Source organism: Cellulophaga baltica (assembly GCF_900102165.1).
GTDB classification, from domain to species: domain Bacteria; phylum Bacteroidota; class Bacteroidia; order Flavobacteriales; family Flavobacteriaceae; genus Cellulophaga; species Cellulophaga baltica.
Window position 1 is genome coordinate 16,989 of record NZ_FNBD01000005.1, and the last position, 16,530, is coordinate 33,518.

The following is a 16,530-nucleotide window of genomic DNA, read 5'->3' on the forward strand; positions in this document are numbered from 1 at the left end:
TTGACCTATACAAATCTGCATTTGACAACATTGATAAAACGATAAAGGGAACAATTTCTTAGTTTTGAGTATCGCTTTAAACCCCCAGATTATGACAAAAAGAATTCAAAGCATCGTATATTTCGCACTATTAATCATTGCATGTTTGGTCTATACAGTAACAGACAGCTCATCAAGCACAAGTACTGATTTCTCTAGTTCTAAAACAGAAATATCTCAAAAAAATACAGTTTCCTTGAATAAGTATTAAAACCAATACTGATGGATAATATTACAAAAGGTGTGAATTAAAATTCACACCTTTTTTTTGATCTTAAATTAACCTCCATACATAGTTGTCTACAACTATTGATAGTTAGACCTACAATTACACCAGTTCTCACAACATATTTTTAATATATGTATGTATTTTCTTACATTTGTATTCTATAAACGAATGATACTATGACCCCGAAACTTAAAAGCCTACTTTTCTTTTTAGCATTTGTCTTATGTTCTATTCTATATTATAGTCTAGAAGAACAAAACAAAAACAACTCATTGTCTAGTGATGATAACTTTGCTACTATGCAATTATCTGATATGAAAAATACAGATGATCTAGAGCAAACTGATAATTGAAATGTAACCAACTAAAGATTAGCTATTAAAAACGACCGCCAATACGTAAAGTATTGGCTTTTGTGTTAAAAAAAAGTAAATTATTAAACCATTTAACAATGCATCAGTCAAAAGGTAAAGTAATTTAAATTTTTAAATATGAAAAAAGTAATAGGAGTTCTTGTGCTATTTATAGGATTAAATGCCTTTGCACAGAAAAGAGAAATGAAGAGTGAGATGACTCCAGATCAAATGGCTACATTGTCTACTAAAAAAATGACATTAGCTTTAGATTTAACTGAGAGTCAGCAAGCAAAAGTGTATGTATTAGAATTAGAGCATGCTACGCAGCGTCTAGAAAAGATGGAAGCACGTAAAAAAGCTAGAGAAAATGGGACTACTAAAAACCTAAGTTCTGATCAGCGTTATGAAATGCAATCTAAAATGCTTGACCAAAGAATTGAGCAAAAAAAGAAAATGAAATCTGTTTTAACCAAAGAGCAATTTGAGAAATGGGAAAAAATGGCTCATCATCGTAACAGAGAAGGTAGAAAAGGTAAACACCAAAAAGGTGAAAAAAAAGGGCACAAAAACAATGAAGATAGACATAATGATTAGGCCGTTTTTGTACGTTTAGTTAAGTGTAAAAGTCGATAGCAATATCGACTTTTTATTTTTTAGGATTTTAGGAACTTAGCAAACCATTTTCCAGAAGATTTTATAATTCTTTTTTGAGTATCGAAATCAATATGAACAAGTCCAAATCGCGGTTTATATCCTTCTGCCCATTCAAAATTATCCATCAAAGTCCACACAAAGTAACCATCTATCTTTAATCCTTTTTCCTTGGCTTTATAAACTTGCCTCAAATACTGCTTAAAAAAATTTCTTCGTTCTATATCATTTACAAAACCATTGGCCACATTATCTTCAAAGGCGGCCCCATTTTCTGTTATAATAATTTTTTTCACTCCTTCATATCCATTAAACTTCTTAATCATTTTATAGATACTCTTAGGATAAACCTCCCAATTCATTACGGTAGTCTGTACATTTCGCTTATTCGCTTCAATTATTTTTGCACTTAAATAAGGCACAAAATAACTATGCTTTACCACCTCTCTGGTGTAGTTCTGAATTCCGATAAAATCAAACTCAAAAACAGCATCCTCAAGATCTCCTGGCTGTATGTATTTATTTAGCTTTTTTAGAACAGGTGCCGCTGCTGAAGGATATCCTAAACCTAGTGAAGGCTCTATAAATAATCTATTTAGTAAAGCATCTGCTTTTTCTGCTGCTAAAACATTTTTCTTTTTCTTATCAATAGGAGTAATATAAGAACAGCTAAATGTAGTGCCAATTACAGCATTGGGCACCAATGCTTTTAGCAGTTTACCTCCTGCCGCTTGGCACAATACCGCATGATGAATAGCTGGCAAAAAATTTTTTAAGCCTTTAAGTCCGGGTGCATGCACCCCTAGAAAATGACCTGCCCCTGTAAATACCATCGGCTCATTCAACACCATCCAGTGTTTTACACGGTCTCCAAAATGAGTGGCACAGACCTTCGTGAAATTCTCAAACCATGAAACTATTTCTCTATTAGTCCAACCTCCTTGGTCTTGTAAAACCTGAGGAAGGTCCCAATGATAAAGCGTCACCCAAGGAGTAATCTTTTGCTCCAAGCAAAAATCTATCACCTCATTATAAAACTGTATTCCTTTTTCACTTACTTCTCCGGTACCCATTGGCAATAACCTAGACCATGAGAGCGAAAATCTGAAATTAGGAATATTCATGGCTTTCATCAGCAAAATATCTTCCTTATACTTATGATAAAAATCGCAGGCGGTATTGCCGTTTTCCCCTTTATGAATTACGCCTATTTGATCTGTAAAACTATCCCAGATAGAAGGACTTTTATCATGCTTATCATGAGCACCTTCAATCTGATATGCCGCCACAGAAACTCCCCAAACAAAATCTTCTCCGAACTTTTTACTTGTGAACTTAGTTTTTTTTGAAGTGTTGTTCTTAGTCTTCATTAGCGTGGCTTCAAATTCTCTGATAATACAGTATCTATTATTTCTTCTGTGAGATCAGGATAGTTAACTACTACTCTCGTGTCATTGGCAATCCATTTTTTTATGCGTCTTAAATGTTTTGTCTTTAAAGAACGCATTACAGGAACTCCCATTTTTTTAAGAGCCGCAGCGTTGCACTGTTGTTCGTATTGCCCTTTCATAGGGATTACCAAAAGCTTTTTACGTAAGAATAGTGCTTCTGCAGGCGTTTCAAAGCCAGCTCCACACAATACACCTAAACTCGTAGCCATACTTGCTATAAATGCCTCGTTTGTAATAGGCTTAATTGTCACATTCCCACGAGTTACCAATTCCTTATTATGTTTTGAAAACACTTCCCAAGTAGCATCAGGCACTTTTGAAAGCATTTTTAATATTTTTTCATCGCTATAGGAAGGTAAGTACACTGTATAGTGATTCCTTACTTCAACTTTAGCATTACGAATATCTTGACGAATAACAGGCGTATAAATACTCGGATTAAAATTGCTAAAATGAAACCCGTATTGTTTTGTGGTAGGTGCATAGCGTCTTAATATCAAATGCCCTAACGGATCTGGCTTGTGAGGCTTAGGACTGCCCTTCATTAAAACTGCGGCCTGATGACTGACACTGATACAGGGTTTATTCTTTAGCTTGCATGCCCAAGCAGAAACTGGTTCAAAATCGTTTATAATAAGATCATAGTCTTCAATGGGCAAACTCTTAATTTCTTTTTGAAGTCTTCTTGAATTGGCTCTAATGTAGGTTTTCCATAGGTCTACCCCTCCCTTCTTTCCAAAAATAAAACTTAAACCTTGGAATTGGTATTTAACAGGATACGGAATATCAATATCGGCCTGTGTACCACTCAACAAAAGATCTAGCTCTATATCTTTCTTTAATAAAATTGGAATAATATCGCGAGCTCTACTTAAATGGCCATTTCCGGTTCCTTGAATTGCATATAATACTTTCATTCATTTTTGGGTTTAATTGATCCCAACCAAATTAACTATAGTGAACGGATAAAAAAATTGTAGTTACTTTTTTATCCAATTATTTTCTATAGTTGCATTTAAATAGCGCGTCATCAAGACATTCAAAGATTATAAATAAATCTGAAGTAGAATGGTACTATAGTTTAAGAATAAGTTATCTGATTGTAAACAAAAAAGAGAGGCAAATTGCCTCTCTTTTTTTATATTCTAAATAGTATGTATTCTATTTCAATTCGTCTACGATACTCTCTAAAGCTTTTATCGTTGCATCTAAATCTTCATAAGATAAGGCGTCATTTAAAAAATAACTCTCAAAAGCACTTGGCGGTAAATAGATGCCGTTACGTAACATGCCATGAAAATATTTTTTGAACGTCTCATTATTGCCTTCTGCAGATGAAGCAAAATCTACTACAGGAGTCGCAGTAAAGTGCACAGAAATCATACTACCAAATCTATTGATCTGATGTTTAATACCGTTATCTTTTAATACCTTTTCTAATCCTTTGTGTAAGTATGCTGTTTTATCGGCAAGACTTCTAAAGATATTAGGATTGGTATTTAAAGCTGTTAGCATTGCCAAACCAGCACTCATTGCTAAAGGATTACCACTTAATGTTCCTGCTTGATATACAGGTCCGTCTGGCGCTAATTTTGCCATAATTTCATTACGTGCAGCAAAAGCTCCTACAGGAAGCCCACCTCCAATAACTTTTCCAAAGGTTACAATATCTGCATTAATCCCCAACACTTCTTGAGCACCACCTTTCGCCAATCTAAAGCCGGTCATGACCTCATCAAAAATTAAAAGAATACCTTCTTTTGTACACAGCGCTCTCAAGCCTTTCATAAAGTCTTCTTGAGGAATAATGCATCCCATATTCCCCGCAATTGGTTCAATAATTATCGCTGCAATTTCTCGTTTATTAGCATCCACTAAAGCTTGGACACTTTCTAGATCATTGTAATTAGCCAATAAGGTATCTTTTGCTGTGCCTTCTGTTACCCCTGGACTATTAGGACTACCAAAAGTAACGGCTCCACTACCCGCTTGAATTAAGAAAGAGTCTGAATGCCCGTGGTAACAACCAGAAAATTTAATGATTTTATCTTTTCCTGTATATCCTCTAGCCAAACGTACCGCACTCATACATGCTTCTGTACCGCTATTTACAAATCTAATTTTATCAATATTAGGCACCATAGAAACTGCTAATTTTGCCAATTCCGTTTCTATTTCTGTTGGCATCCCAAAAGAGGTTCCTTTTTTAGCTTTTTCAATGACTGCATTAATAACAGGCTCATAAGCGTGGCCTAATATTAACGGACCCCATGATGCGATGTAATCTATAAATTTATTACCATCTTCATCTGTAAAATAAGCTCCTTTAGCTTCTTTTACAAAAATTGGTGTTCCGCCTACCGCTTTAAAAGCTCTTACCGGAGAGTTTACACCGCCAGGAATATATTCTTGGGCTTCATTAAAAAGTTCACTACTTCTTTTATATAGCATGTTGTTCTTTATTTTTTTACTGATTTTACAACCAGTTGCTGACCAATAGCTAAATTGCTAGAGTTCATTTTATTTATTTTCATTAGTTCTTCTACGGATACAAAATACTTTCTAGAAATAGAATATAAGGTATCGCCTTTCTGAACTACGTGTGTTTTATAGTCGTAGGTCTTTGGTTCTTTCTTGCTGGCGTATCCTTGATTATTAACTAACTTATCATACTGGTGCAAATCATATTGCTCAATAAATGAAATTAGTTTACTAGGATACTTTCTATCTGTAGCATAACCAGCCTGTTTTAATCCGTGTGCCCAACCTCTATAATCATCATTATCTAAGTCAAAAAGAAAGGAATAACGCGCTCTAGAAGTTAAGAATATACTATGATCTCTAAAAGAATACATAGGATGGTTGTACTTTCTAAAGCATTCTCCTTTCTCATCATCATCATGATAATCAAAATCGCCTTCCCAGCCCGTATGGCATTTAATTCCAAAATGGTTATTGGTCTTTTTCACCAAAGTACTACGTCCATAACCACTTTCTAGAATACCCTGAGCAAGTGTAATACTAGCCGGAATTCCGTAAGCCTTCATTTCAAATTGCGCTATTTCAGAAAATGTATTAATATATTCTTGAACAGAACTAATAGGGAAGTCTATAAACTTTCCGGAATCTTCTGGAAGAAGGTAGATATCCTTATCCGCTTCTGCAGCATCTGCCGCCTTCGTGTCTGTTGTGCTCGTATATGCTCCTTGCTTTTTAGTGGTAGCGACTGTTCTTTTGTGTGACTTACAGGCTGCAAAAAAAACGAGTACTAAGATAAGTGTTATCTTTTTTATCATAATTCTAGTAATGGTAAATTTTTATTCTTTAATACTTTATTCATCCCGGTAATACCTTGTAGACCACCCGTATGGATGGCTAATATTTTAGTGCCTTCTTTAAAGTGGTTCTTGGCAATCATATCCACCACTCCGAACATCATTTTTCCTGTATAAATAGGATCTAATGGGATGGCTGTGTTCTTTTTAAAATCATTAATAAAAACAATTAACTCTTTTGAAATCTTGCCATATCCTCCAAAATTATAATTTGTTTCTAAATCCCAATTAGATTTCGCTGTAAATTTACAAATATCTTTTTTTAGAAAATCGCCTTTTAAGGCAGGAAAACCTATTATAACCTGATGATCCTTAGAAGAATTGATAATTCCTGAAATTGTACCTCCAGTTCCTACACAAGTGATGACCACATCAAAATCTGAATCGCCAGCACGTACTATTTCTTCACAGCCTTGCACCGCAAATTGGTTGGTACCACCTTCGGGAATGCGATAAAATAGTCCAAACTCTTTTTCTAAAGAGCCAATAGCCCCCGCCTCTTCTTTAACTCTATAAGCTTCTCTGGTGACAAATTTAAATTGCATACCGTTAGCATGGGCAAATCTTAAGGTAGGATTCTCTTGCCATTTCTGTGCTAGTTCCTCTCCTCTGATAATCCCTATTGTATTAAAGCCATATTCTTTCCCTGCAAATGCAGTTGCGGCAATATGGTTGCTATAGGCGCCCCCATAAGTAAGTATCGTTTTTAATCCGGCCTTCTTAGCTGCTTCTATATTATACTTAAGTTTTCTAAATTTATTCCCCGAGATAAATGGATGGAGTTGATCTTCCCTTTTCATGTAAAGAGTAACTTTTTTGTCCTTTAGAATTGGAAGTTCTACCTTTTGATTTCTACTTACCACCACTCATTTTTAAGAAACTCAAAGATATTTAATAAAGCTGAATGCTTTGCGTTCTGTAGGATAATTTAAATTTCGTTCATTGGCATACGCCTCTCGTTCAAAACTTATATTCTTATAGGCCTTGTACGAGTTAAGATAACAGATACACCGGATGCTCCATTCCATGAGATACAGCACATAGAAAAATACCACCAATAATTCTGTTTGCTGCTTTAGGTGAATTTTTTCATGGTTAATAAGAATTACATCTTTCTTTAACGCATCATCCTTTAGAATAATAAAAGGCCAAAGTGTTAAACCTACGTAATTCTTCACAAAAAAAAGTCTTGAAACTAAAATCATTCTTAAATATTACAATCTATACCTTACCAAAGCTAAAAACGTGCCACAACTATTTTTAGGTGTGTTGCAGCAGAACTGAATCTTATTTTTAGGCTACTATTAAAATTAACGTTAAAAATTATTTTAAATTCTATAATCCGCAAAGAAGAATTAAATTTACAGGAATCGGATGTATTATGATGAAAAAAATTATCCCCATAGAAGAAGGTGACTTTTACCTTTCGGAGCAAGGATACAAAGTTTTTACCGCCCAGTACCATTTAAAACGAGGATACTGTTGCGAAAGTGGTTGCAGACATTGTCCTTATGGCTATAGTTCTAAAACCAATAAGTATAACTAAATCAGGATCTTTCGGCATGATTATTGATATTTATGCTAATCAGAATATAATAATAACCCTATAATAAAATTTGTTATGAAAACATTTAAAATTTTAGCCCTGCCTATTTTTGCGCTTCTTATTCTAAGTTCCTGCAGTTCCGTCCGTGTAATGGCAGATTATGATAAAAAAGCAGATTTTAACACCTATAAAACATACGCATTTTATAAAACGAGTGTTGATAAAGCTCAGATTTCGGATTTAGATAAAAAAAGAATTCTATATGCTATTGAAGCTGAAATGACTGCTAGAGGTTTTTCTAAATCTGAGAACCCAGATATATTGGTAAGCATTTTTACAAAAGAAAGAGAACAAGTAGATATTTACAATAATTACTGGGGCGGTGGCTTTGGATGGGGTTGGAATCCTTATTTCTGGGGAGGACAAAATATGTATGGCAACCAAGTAAGTACCCGTACAGAGGGCTCTTTATATATTGATCTTATTGACGCCAAAGACAAGCAATTGGTATGGCAAGGAAAAGGTGTTGGTGCATTATACCAAACCAAAAATATAGAAAAGAAAGAAGAACGCATTCAGAAGTTTGTTACTGAGATATTAAAAGCTTACCCGCCAATGGCTTCTAATTAAAAAATAGTTATCCTTATAAATTACCGTGAAAGCAGAACCTATGTTCTGCTTTTTTTTTATGCCCTAACCACAGTAAAATCACACCTACTTATCTGTACTATATTTTGTATCTTTAATCCGAAATAAATACGAATTATGTCTTACGAGAGTAACCCTATTTTAGATAAACTACCAGTGCATTTAAGGCAATTTATAAAGCCACAGGATTATAGTGACTACACCGCTATCAATCAGGCTGTATGGCGTTATGTAATGCGAAAAAATGTAGATTATTTAAGTAAGGTTGCCCATAAATCCTATTTAGACGGACTCAACAAAACAGGGATTTCTATTGATGACATTCCTAACATGTATGGGATGAACCGTATTCTACAGGAAATTGGTTGGGCTGCCGTTGCGGTAGACGGATTCATACCGCCTTCTGCATTTATGGAGTTTCAAGCATATAATGTGCTTGTCATTGCTTCAGATATTCGGCAGTTAGAACATATTGAATACACTCCTGCACCAGATATTATCCATGAAGGAGCAGGTCATGCGCCTATTATTGCTAATCCTGAATACGCAGAATACTTAAGAAGATTTGGAGAGATTGGTTGTAAAGCAATCTCTAGCGCTAAAGATTATGAATTGTATGAAGCTGTGCGCCATCTTTCTATTATCAAAGAAGCTCATGGCACACCACAAAATGAGATTGATGTTGCTGAAAAACTAATTGAAGACTTACAACAAAACATGGGAGAACCTAGTGAGATTGCGCTGATCCGTAATTTACACTGGTGGACGGTGGAGTATGGCTTAATTGGTACTGTTGACAATCCTAAAATTTACGGGGCAGGCTTACTTTCTTCTATCGGAGAAAGTGCTTGGTGTATGACAGATGATGTTAAAAAAATTCCCTATTCTATAGAGGCAGCACATACTTCTTTTGATATCACAAAACCACAACCTCAACTTTTTGTGACTCCAGATTTTGCCTTTCTAAGTCAAGTGTTAGAAGAATTTGCTAATACTATGGCGCTGCGAAAAGGAGGTTTATCAGGAATTAAAAAACTAATCAATTCAAAAGATTTAGGGACTATTGAGTTGAGTACCGGGATTCAGATTTCTGGTAATTTTGAACAGGTTATTGAGTTTGAAAACAAACCCGTTTATTTTCAAACCAAAGGCAAAACAGCACTGTCGTACCGCGAAAAAGAACTCGTGGGTCATAGCACCAAACACCATGCTCAAGGTTTTGGGTCTCCTATAGGGAAACTTAAAGGTATTAACCTTGCTATTGAAGATATGAGTCCTAGGGATTTAAAAGCCTATAACATTTTTGAAGGGCAAACCATCCATCTAGAATTTGAAGGCGGCATAAAGGTTCAAGGAGAAATTATCACAGGGACACGTAATTTACGAGGAGAAATTATACTAATCACCTTTGACAATTGTACCGTGACCTACGGTGATACTATTTTGTTTACTCCTAATTTCGGCTTATACCATATGGCCATAGGAGAAAATATTGCTTCTGCATTTAATGGCCCTGCAGATTTAGCTAGTTTTGATTTGATTACCCACAAGGTGACCAACACCACTATAAAGCCTACTAAAAACGACAAAAGCATCTTACTAGAGACATACTACCAACAAATTAGAGAATTTAGAGAAGGCAAAAACACAACAATTTCTAGGAATAAAGTTTTTCAAGAAGTGAAACATAACTTCCCTAAGGACTGGTTACTTTCTGTAGAACTGTATGAATTAGCAAAATCTAATAACGACGTGAAATTTGCCTCAGAAATTTTAGCGCATTTAGAAAAAGTGAAACAAAATAATCCTAGCGTGGGTCGTTTAATAGACGACGGACTATTATTGGTGAATCAAAGTTTGGTGATATAATTTATCCTTTTATCAAATCTGGTAAATTACCATTTACAGTTTCTCCTTTATATTCTAAAGTCCACCCTAACGAATTAGTTAGGATATAGAAATTAGAGAGTTCGCTTAACAACCTGTTTTGCGCATTAGTTTTTAAAGCAGAATTCTCTACTTTTTTCATTAAAGAGGCACGTACATTCTTCTTGATCTTATTATAATCATTGGCATTAAACTGATTCAAATAATCTGCCGTAACATCATAATACTCAAAATCTGGATTTAGCTTTATTTCTGGCTCAGGGATACTTTTTATCAGTAGCGTTTTTGTTTCTTCCTGTACTTCAAAATCTATCTTACTTAAATCATAAGCAACCGTAACATCTGCATTTACCACTACCAATGCTTTTTTCTCCGCCGTAATTAAGGGTCCAAAAAGTTGTTGCGAATCTTTATAGTTATAAACCTCAGCAAAATGCCCCTCGGTCACCACTAATTTTGATACATTTTTGATAGACTCCTGGATAAGCATGGAGTTTTCTTTTAGAATAGACTTTTCTTTTGAACTATCGGAACAAGAACGAAAAATAAATACCAAGGCCAATGTAACCACAGCTCCTATAATGATGTTTTTCATAGACTAAATTTCATAAATGGATATTGTTTCTGAACACGCGCAATTTTACCTTCTAAGGCTTTTAAAAACTTTTGATGTTGTTCTGACTCCGGATTAAAAGGTCTATGCACTAAACCTCTCTGTATAGCTTCTACCGCTTTCATCCCAGAGCTTGCTACATCAGAAACCCAAACTTCATTAAACTTCTCCCAAATATAACGTATTGCCACAGCATTAGGGTGTATCATATCTTCGGCATAAAAACGATAATCCCGAAGCTCATCCATCATGAGTTCATAACTAGGAAAATAAGCGTTCTTTTCTCCTGAAGTATGTATTACTTGATGAATAGCCGTTATCAAGTGCGCTTTACTTTGCTGATTTGCTACAAAGCCATCTTTTAAATGACGTACCGGTGATACCGTAAATACGACTTGAACTTTACTATTTACTTTGGCTACAAGCGCTACAATACGCTCTAGACTTTCTTGAATAGCAATTACTGAGAGTAGTTCTTTATGAAACGATGCCTGAGGAACTTTATGACAGTTCGCCACTACGCGATCTGTAAGCAACTCACGGTACACCCAAGCTGTACCTAAAGTAATGATCAAGTGCGATGCTTTTTCTAGTTGTTGCCTAACGATAACCAAGTTATTATTTAAATTAGCCAACAAGGCCTCTTTGGTAGGTGCTGATAATTCGGAATGTGCATCATAACACTGCCAGCGCTCATTTAAATAAAATACCTCATCTTCTGTATAGGCTGTATACGTTATCGCCCTAGAAATTAATTTTTCAATAGCTAATGGATGAAATAGGATACCGAAAGGATTTTGAACAGATCGATATTTAAAGTACGTTAATTTTTCTCCAATATTTTCAACAAAACAAGACCCTAACAATAGCAACTGACTATTATAATCAATTTGATGCTTGGCTTTCGTTAAGGGAATTTGAGTTTGGAGTTTCATTTTTAAAAATCAAAAAAGGCTTAGTACCTACCCAAAGGTACACCACTAAGCCTTTTATTGTTATCAATATTCGTTTCTAAGTGAACGTTAAAACGGAATGCGCTATTACGCTACGTAATTCTTTGCCTTCTCTAATGCTTCTGCAATCCCTCCTGGGTTTTTGCCTCCAGCAGTTGCAAAAAATGCTTGGCCACCGCCACCACCTTGAATAAGTTTCCCTAATTCACGTACTACAGTTACCGCACTTAAGCCTTTCTTTTCTACTAGCTCTTTTGAAATATAGCAAGATAATAAAGCTTTACCCTCATTTTCAGCAGCTAACAATAAGAATAAATTGTCTTTGTTGCTTCCTAGCTCAAAGGACAAATCTTTGATTCCAGCAGCATCTAAATCTACTTTCTTCGCCAGAAAATCAATTCCGTCTAGGCTCTGAATTTCTGTAAGCAAATCGCCTTTCAAATTCTTAGCCTTATCCCGCAACAAACCTTCTACTTCTTTCTTTAGTTTGGCATTTTCTTCTTGTAAGCTAGTCACTGCCTTTACAGGATCTTTACTATTGTTTAGTAAAACTTTAACCTCAGAAAGTGTATTGTTATTATCCGTATAAAAATCTTTAACCGCATCAGAAGTTATCGCTTCAATTCTACGAATCCCAGAGGCTACAGCTCCTTCTGATTTAATTTTAAAATGCCAAATATCTGCTGTAGTTTTTACATGCGTACCGCCGCAAAGCTCAATAGATTTTCCAAAGCGAATGGTTCTTACTGCATCACCATATTTTTCTCCGAACAAGGCCATAGCACCTTGCTCCACTGCCGTTTGCATAGGTACATTTCTACTTTCTTCCAATGGTAAATTCCCTTCAATACGTGCATTCACAAAATTCTCTACTTCCGTTAACTCCTCGGCAGTCACTTTAGAGAAATGCGAAAAATCAAAGCGTAAATATTTAGAATGTACCGCAGAACCTTTTTGTTCTACATGTGTTCCTAAAATTTCACGCAATGCTTGATGTAATAAATGTGTTGCGGTATGGTTTGCTTCCGTTCTTCTTCGTTGCTTTTCATCAACCACCGCTTTAAACGTTTCTTTGACATCTTTCGGAAGGTTCTTAGCAAAGTGAATAATTTCGTTATTCTCTTTCTTTGTATCTAGGATATAGATTACGTCTCCGTTTGCCGCTTCTAAATATCCTTTATCTCCTACTTGTCCACCACCTTCTGCGTAGAAAGGAGTTAAGTTAAATACAATTTGATATTGCTCCCCATCTTTTTTAGAGGTAACCTTTCTATATTTTACTAGTTTTACGTTAGATTGTAAGACATCATATCCAATAAACTCTTGTTCTAAGTCTGAAGAAAGCACCGTCCAATCTTCTTTCGATATTTCTGATGCAGAACGCGAACGCTTCTTCTGCTCTCCCATAGCAACTTCAAACCCTTTTTCATCTAAATGAAGTCCTCTTTCACTTAAAATTAATGCGGTTAAATCTATTGGGAATCCAAAAGTATCATACAATTCAAAAGCTTTTCTACCATCAATAGTATCGCTTGCGGCGCTTGCAATAATAGAATCTAAAAGTACCAGCCCTTGATCTAAAGTTTTCAAGAAAGAATGTTCTTCTTCTTTAATAACATTTTCAATAAGTTGTTTCTGACTTTTAAGTTCAGGAAAGGCAGCTCCCATACTATCACAAAGAACATTTACCAAACGGTACATAAATGGTTCTTTAGTATCTAAGAACGTAAAGCCATACCGAATAGCTCTACGTAAAATTCTACGAATTACGTACCCCGCTCCTGTATTACTTGGCAATTGCCCGTCAGATATTGAAAAAGATACCGCACGGATATGATCTGCTATCACACGTATTGCTATATCTAGCTTCTCATCCTTACCGTAAGTATTATTGGTAATAGCTTCTATCTCTCTGATGATTGGTGTAAAAACATCGGTATCATAGTTAGATTGCACGTTTTGCATCACCATGCACAAACGTTCAAAGCCCATTCCTGTATCTACATGCTTTGCTGGTAATGATTCTAATTGGCCATTTGCTCTACGGTTGTATTGCATAAATACCAAATTCCAAATCTCTACTACTTGTGGGTGATCATTATTTACTAATGATGCACCAGAAACTTTAGCTTTTTCTTCAGCAGATCTAATATCTACATGAATTTCTGAACAAGGTCCGCAAGGGCCTTGATCTCCCATTTCCCAAAAATTATCCTTTTTATTTCCAAAAAGAATTTGAGATTCTGGTACAATATTTTTCCAAAGCGCTAATGCTTCCGCATCTTCCTCTAAATTATCAGCATCTTTACTCCCCTCAAAAACGGTTACATAAAGACTTGTTTTATCAATCTTACAAACATCTGTCAAAAATTCCCAAGCCCACGTAATGGCTTCTTCTTTAAAATAATCACCAAAACTCCAGTTCCCCAACATCTCAAACATCGTATGGTGGTAGGTATCTTTCCCTACTTCCTCCAAATCATTATGCTTACCACTAACGCGCAAACATTTTTGAGTATCTGTAACACGGGTATCTTTAGGGACTGTATTTCCTAAAAAGAATTCTTTAAACTGGTTCATACCAGCATTTGTAAACATTAAAGTAGGGTCATCTTTAATGACCATAGGAGCAGAATCAACTATTTTATGTTCTTTGTCCTTAAAAAATTCTAAAAATTTTGATCGTATCTCTTGAGATTTCATCTGTAATTGTTTAATGCTTTTAGCACATTCTTATAAATCTAACCCCATAGTTGCCTAAATTCCCTTTAAAAAAGAAGAAAATGATGACAAAAACTTAAGCTTTTGATAAATTTAAGGGAATCTACAAAACTATTTTTATATTTGTTTGTTACGTTAAATTGAAAGCACAAAAATAGGATAAAATCCATTTATGTCTAAAGTAAAATATTATTACGATCCAGATACTTTATCGTATCGCAAAATAGAAGCAAAAAAATCTAGAAGATACAGGAATATAGGCCTGTTTTTACTAGGTTCTTTTTTGTTCGGTCTGCTAGGCCTTACCATATTATTGAATACCAATTTTATCAATACGCCTAAAGAATTGTCTTTACAGCGCGAGTTGCGGAATTATGATTTGCAATTTGAGCTTTTAGATAAGAAAATGGAGCAGGTAGAACAGGTGTTGGCCAATATAGAAGATAGAGACAACAATATTTACCGCGTTTATTTTGAAGCTAACCCTATCCCTGATGAGCAACGAAGAGCTGGTTTTGGTGGGGTAAACCGATATAAATCATTAGAAGGGTTTAATAATTCTGAAATGATTATTGCTTCTACAAAACGAATGGATATAATTCAAAAGCAAATGGTCATCCAATCTAAATCTTTAGATGAGATTACAAAACTTGCGGAAGAGAAAGAAAAGCTGCTTGCGGCAATTCCTGCGATACAACCCATTAATAATGAAGATTTAAAAAGAATGGCCTCAGGATACGGTTGGCGTTCGGATCCGTTTACAAAAGCAAGAAAAATGCACTGGGGAATGGATTTTACGTCTCCTAAAGGAACCCCTATCTATGCCACTGGAGATGGTAAAGTGATCCGTGCCGATAGTAATTCTTCTGGATACGGAAACCATATTCGTATTGATCATGGTTTTGGGTATGTAAGTTTATATGCGCACATGAGTAAATACAATGTTACTGCAGGTAAAACGGTAAAACGCGGAGATCTTATTGGCTTTGTTGGGAGTACAGGACGTTCAGAAGCGCCTCACCTTCATTATGAAGTTTTTAAAGATGACCAACGTATTAACCCCATTAACTTCTACTACGGAAGTTTAACTGCGGAAGAATTCGCAAACATGTTGAGAACAGCATCACAAGAAAACCAATCATTAGACTAATGCATATAGAACTTCCTGAAAAAAGATATTACGGTATTGGCGAAATTGCAAAGGCCTTTGATGTCAACACATCGTTGATTCGGTTTTGGGAAAAAGAGTTTGATGTACTTCAACCTAAAAAAAATGCAAAGGGCAACAGAAAATTCACCCCACAAGATGTAAAAAATTTGCAGTTAATTTATCACTTGGTAAAAGAACGCGGTTTTACTTTAGAGGGTGCCAAAACTCATTTAAAAGAAAACAAGAGTCAGACCCTATCAACGTTTGACATCATTAGTAAATTAGAAGGCATAAAAGCTGAACTAGTCAAAATAAAAAATCAATTATAACACTTACCAAAAAATAGTAAAGATGAAAAAAGGACTGATCGGGATTATTGTTATTGTAGCTGTAATTGCCCTTTTTGGAATGTGGTATGTTAGCGCTAACAATACCCTTGTAGAAATGAAAGGACAAGCTACCAAGCAATGGGCAAACGTAGAAAGCTCATATCAGAGACGTAGTGACCTAATTGGCAATCTAGTTAAAACGGTGCAGGGTGCTGCAGATTTTGAGAGAGGAACCTTAACAGACGTTATAGAAGCTAGATCTAAAGCCACGTCTACAACTATTGATGCGAATAACTTGACTCCTGATAAGATGGCCGCTTTTCAACAAGCACAAAGTGGTTTAACAGGTGCTTTAAGTAAATTAATGGTCGTAGTAGAGCGCTACCCTGAACTAAAAGCGAACCAAAATTTCTTAGACTTACAATCACAAATAGAGGGTACTGAAAATAGAATCAATGTAGAGCGTAACCGCTTCAATGATTTAGCTGGTGAGTATAATATAAAGATTGCAAAAATACCAACAAATATTATTGCTTCTTTAGCAGGGTTTCAACAACTATCCTTATTCTCAGCAAATAGAGGTGCAGAAAATGCTCCAGATGTAAATTTTGATTTTAACTAG

The 16,530-nt window shown here is 35.3% G+C and carries 18 protein-coding genes; 9 read left to right on the top strand and 9 right to left on the bottom strand.

The genetic code is table 11. The annotated features are described in order from the left end of the window. Positions 1-91 precede the first annotated feature (91 nt). From BLQ19_RS21265 to BLQ19_RS09675, 3 genes are all read left to right on the top strand, one after another. Positions 92-250, top strand: coding sequence for a hypothetical protein (locus tag BLQ19_RS21265; protein ID WP_155854876.1), 159 nt, complete (start codon positions 92-94; stop codon positions 248-250). Between the two features lie 194 nt (positions 251-444). After that, a complete protein-coding gene (locus BLQ19_RS21270) occupies positions 445-621 on the top strand; it encodes a hypothetical protein (protein WP_175444425.1) in 177 nt (58 codons plus the stop codon). A 138-nt stretch (positions 622-759) separates the two neighbouring features. Continuing rightward, the gene (locus BLQ19_RS09675) at positions 760-1,218 is read left to right on the top strand and encodes a DUF4890 domain-containing protein (RefSeq protein WP_074538222.1); all 459 of its coding nucleotides are present in this window, start codon (positions 760-762) and stop codon (positions 1,216-1,218) included. A gap of 59 nt (positions 1,219-1,277) precedes the next feature. Here BLQ19_RS09675 and BLQ19_RS09680 read toward each other — a convergent pair whose 3' ends face one another. The 6 genes from BLQ19_RS09680 to BLQ19_RS09705 all read right to left on the bottom strand — a co-directional run bounded on the left by BLQ19_RS09680 (position 1,278) and on the right by BLQ19_RS09705 (position 7,266). Continuing rightward, positions 1,278-2,645, bottom strand: coding sequence for a GH1 family beta-glucosidase (locus BLQ19_RS09680; protein WP_074538223.1), 1,368 nt, complete (start codon positions 2,643-2,645; stop codon positions 1,278-1,280). Beyond that, positions 2,645-3,643, bottom strand: a complete 999-nt coding sequence (locus BLQ19_RS09685; RefSeq protein WP_074538224.1) for a glycosyltransferase family protein — start codon at positions 3,641-3,643, stop codon at positions 2,645-2,647. Before BLQ19_RS09685 ends, BLQ19_RS09680 begins: the two co-directional genes overlap by 1 nt. 244 nt (positions 3,644-3,887) lie before the next feature. Then, on the bottom strand, positions 3,888-5,177 hold the full coding sequence (hemL, locus tag BLQ19_RS09690) for a glutamate-1-semialdehyde 2,1-aminomutase (protein WP_074538225.1): 1,290 nt from the start codon (positions 5,175-5,177) through the stop codon (positions 3,888-3,890). Positions 5,178-5,185: 8 nt separating this feature from the next. Further along, positions 5,186-6,022, bottom strand: a complete 837-nt coding sequence (locus BLQ19_RS09695) for a glucosaminidase domain-containing protein (protein ID WP_074538226.1) — start codon at positions 6,020-6,022, stop codon at positions 5,186-5,188. Next, entirely contained in the window at positions 6,019-6,861 is an 843-nt protein-coding gene (locus tag BLQ19_RS09700) for a 1-aminocyclopropane-1-carboxylate deaminase/D-cysteine desulfhydrase (protein WP_220466907.1), read from the bottom strand. Before BLQ19_RS09700 ends, BLQ19_RS09695 begins: the two co-directional genes overlap by 4 nt. Positions 6,862-6,942: 81 nt before the next feature. After that, positions 6,943-7,266, bottom strand: coding sequence for a hypothetical protein (locus tag BLQ19_RS09705; RefSeq protein WP_024478907.1), 324 nt, complete (start codon positions 7,264-7,266; stop codon positions 6,943-6,945). Positions 7,267-7,445: 179 nt separating this feature from the next. Here BLQ19_RS09705 and BLQ19_RS21275 point away from each other — a divergent pair, with 179 nt between their 5' ends. The 3 genes from BLQ19_RS21275 (at position 7,446) to BLQ19_RS09715 (ending at position 10,124) form a co-directional block, all read left to right on the top strand. Next, positions 7,446-7,607, top strand: coding sequence for a C1orf53 family protein (locus BLQ19_RS21275; RefSeq protein ID WP_158399903.1), 162 nt, complete (start codon positions 7,446-7,448; stop codon positions 7,605-7,607). Positions 7,608-7,682: 75 nt separating this feature from the next. Further along, complete coding sequence (locus BLQ19_RS09710; RefSeq protein ID WP_074538227.1) at positions 7,683-8,237, top strand: DUF4136 domain-containing protein; 555 nt, start codon at positions 7,683-7,685, stop codon at positions 8,235-8,237. A 135-nt stretch (positions 8,238-8,372) separates the two neighbouring features. After that, positions 8,373-10,124 (top strand): aromatic amino acid hydroxylase, encoded by a 1,752-nt coding sequence (locus BLQ19_RS09715; protein ID WP_074538228.1) that lies wholly within the window; start codon positions 8,373-8,375, stop codon positions 10,122-10,124. Position 10,125: 1 nt separating this feature from the next. Here the strand turns inward: BLQ19_RS09715 and BLQ19_RS09720 are convergent, their stop codons facing one another. From BLQ19_RS09720 to alaS, 3 genes are all read right to left on the bottom strand, one after another. Continuing rightward, positions 10,126-10,737 (bottom strand): DUF4230 domain-containing protein, encoded by a 612-nt coding sequence (locus BLQ19_RS09720; RefSeq protein ID WP_024478910.1) that lies wholly within the window; start codon positions 10,735-10,737, stop codon positions 10,126-10,128. Continuing rightward, entirely contained in the window at positions 10,734-11,690 is a 957-nt protein-coding gene (locus BLQ19_RS09725) for a GSCFA domain-containing protein (RefSeq protein ID WP_074538229.1), read from the bottom strand. Before BLQ19_RS09725 ends, BLQ19_RS09720 begins: the two co-directional genes overlap by 4 nt. Positions 11,691-11,795: 105 nt before the next feature. Then, positions 11,796-14,411 carry an alanine--tRNA ligase gene (gene alaS, locus BLQ19_RS09730; protein WP_074538230.1) on the bottom strand — a complete coding sequence of 872 codons (2,616 nt, stop codon included), beginning with the start codon at positions 14,409-14,411 and terminating at the stop codon, positions 11,796-11,798. A gap of 190 nt (positions 14,412-14,601) precedes the next feature. On the opposite strand from alaS, the gene BLQ19_RS09735 reads away from it, so the two are divergent. The 3 genes from BLQ19_RS09735 to BLQ19_RS09745 are packed head-to-tail and all read left to right on the top strand — an operon-like array spanning position 14,602 to position 16,530. Beyond that, positions 14,602-15,579 carry a M23 family metallopeptidase gene (locus BLQ19_RS09735; RefSeq protein WP_024478913.1) on the top strand — a complete coding sequence of 326 codons (978 nt, stop codon included), beginning with the start codon at positions 14,602-14,604 and terminating at the stop codon, positions 15,577-15,579. Then, positions 15,579-15,908 carry a MerR family transcriptional regulator gene (locus BLQ19_RS09740; protein WP_024478914.1) on the top strand — a complete coding sequence of 110 codons (330 nt, stop codon included), beginning with the start codon at positions 15,579-15,581 and terminating at the stop codon, positions 15,906-15,908. The genes BLQ19_RS09735 and BLQ19_RS09740 overlap by 1 nt, the downstream gene beginning before the upstream one ends. Before the next feature lie 22 nt (positions 15,909-15,930). Further along, the gene (locus tag BLQ19_RS09745; RefSeq protein ID WP_024478915.1) at positions 15,931-16,530 is read left to right on the top strand and encodes a LemA family protein; all 600 of its coding nucleotides are present in this window, start codon (positions 15,931-15,933) and stop codon (positions 16,528-16,530) included.

What these genes read in the sequence shown, in the direction of transcription:
- BLQ19_RS21265 (WP_155854876.1), top strand. Translation starts at nt 92, where the DNA reads ATGACAAAAAGAATTCAAAGCATCGTATATTTCGCACTATTAATCATT.
- BLQ19_RS21270 (WP_175444425.1), top strand. Translation starts at nt 445, where the DNA reads ATGACCCCGAAACTTAAAAGCCTACTTTTCTTTTTAGCATTTGTCTTA.
- BLQ19_RS09675 (WP_074538222.1), top strand. Translation starts at nt 760, where the DNA reads ATGAAAAAAGTAATAGGAGTTCTTGTGCTATTTATAGGATTAAATGCC.
- BLQ19_RS09680 (WP_074538223.1), bottom strand. Translation starts at nt 2,645, where the DNA reads ATGAAGACTAAGAACAACACTTCAAAAAAAACTAAGTTCACAAGTAAA.
- BLQ19_RS09685 (WP_074538224.1), bottom strand. Translation starts at nt 3,643, where the DNA reads ATGAAAGTATTATATGCAATTCAAGGAACCGGAAATGGCCATTTAAGT.
- hemL (WP_074538225.1), bottom strand. Translation starts at nt 5,177, where the DNA reads ATGCTATATAAAAGAAGTAGTGAACTTTTTAATGAAGCCCAAGAATAT.
- BLQ19_RS09695 (WP_074538226.1), bottom strand. Translation starts at nt 6,022, where the DNA reads ATGATAAAAAAGATAACACTTATCTTAGTACTCGTTTTTTTTGCAGCC.
- BLQ19_RS09700 (WP_220466907.1), bottom strand. Translation starts at nt 6,861, where the DNA reads ATGAAAAGGGAAGATCAACTCCATCCATTTATCTCGGGGAATAAATTT.
- BLQ19_RS09705 (WP_024478907.1), bottom strand. Translation starts at nt 7,266, where the DNA reads ATGATTTTAGTTTCAAGACTTTTTTTTGTGAAGAATTACGTAGGTTTA.
- BLQ19_RS21275 (WP_158399903.1), top strand. Translation starts at nt 7,446, where the DNA reads ATGAAAAAAATTATCCCCATAGAAGAAGGTGACTTTTACCTTTCGGAG.
- BLQ19_RS09710 (WP_074538227.1), top strand. Translation starts at nt 7,683, where the DNA reads ATGAAAACATTTAAAATTTTAGCCCTGCCTATTTTTGCGCTTCTTATT.
- BLQ19_RS09715 (WP_074538228.1), top strand. Translation starts at nt 8,373, where the DNA reads ATGTCTTACGAGAGTAACCCTATTTTAGATAAACTACCAGTGCATTTA.
- BLQ19_RS09720 (WP_024478910.1), bottom strand. Translation starts at nt 10,737, where the DNA reads ATGAAAAACATCATTATAGGAGCTGTGGTTACATTGGCCTTGGTATTT.
- BLQ19_RS09725 (WP_074538229.1), bottom strand. Translation starts at nt 11,690, where the DNA reads ATGAAACTCCAAACTCAAATTCCCTTAACGAAAGCCAAGCATCAAATT.
- alaS (WP_074538230.1), bottom strand. Translation starts at nt 14,411, where the DNA reads ATGAAATCTCAAGAGATACGATCAAAATTTTTAGAATTTTTTAAGGAC.
- BLQ19_RS09735 (WP_024478913.1), top strand. Translation starts at nt 14,602, where the DNA reads ATGTCTAAAGTAAAATATTATTACGATCCAGATACTTTATCGTATCGC.
- BLQ19_RS09740 (WP_024478914.1), top strand. Translation starts at nt 15,579, where the DNA reads ATGCATATAGAACTTCCTGAAAAAAGATATTACGGTATTGGCGAAATT.
- BLQ19_RS09745 (WP_024478915.1), top strand. Translation starts at nt 15,931, where the DNA reads ATGAAAAAAGGACTGATCGGGATTATTGTTATTGTAGCTGTAATTGCC.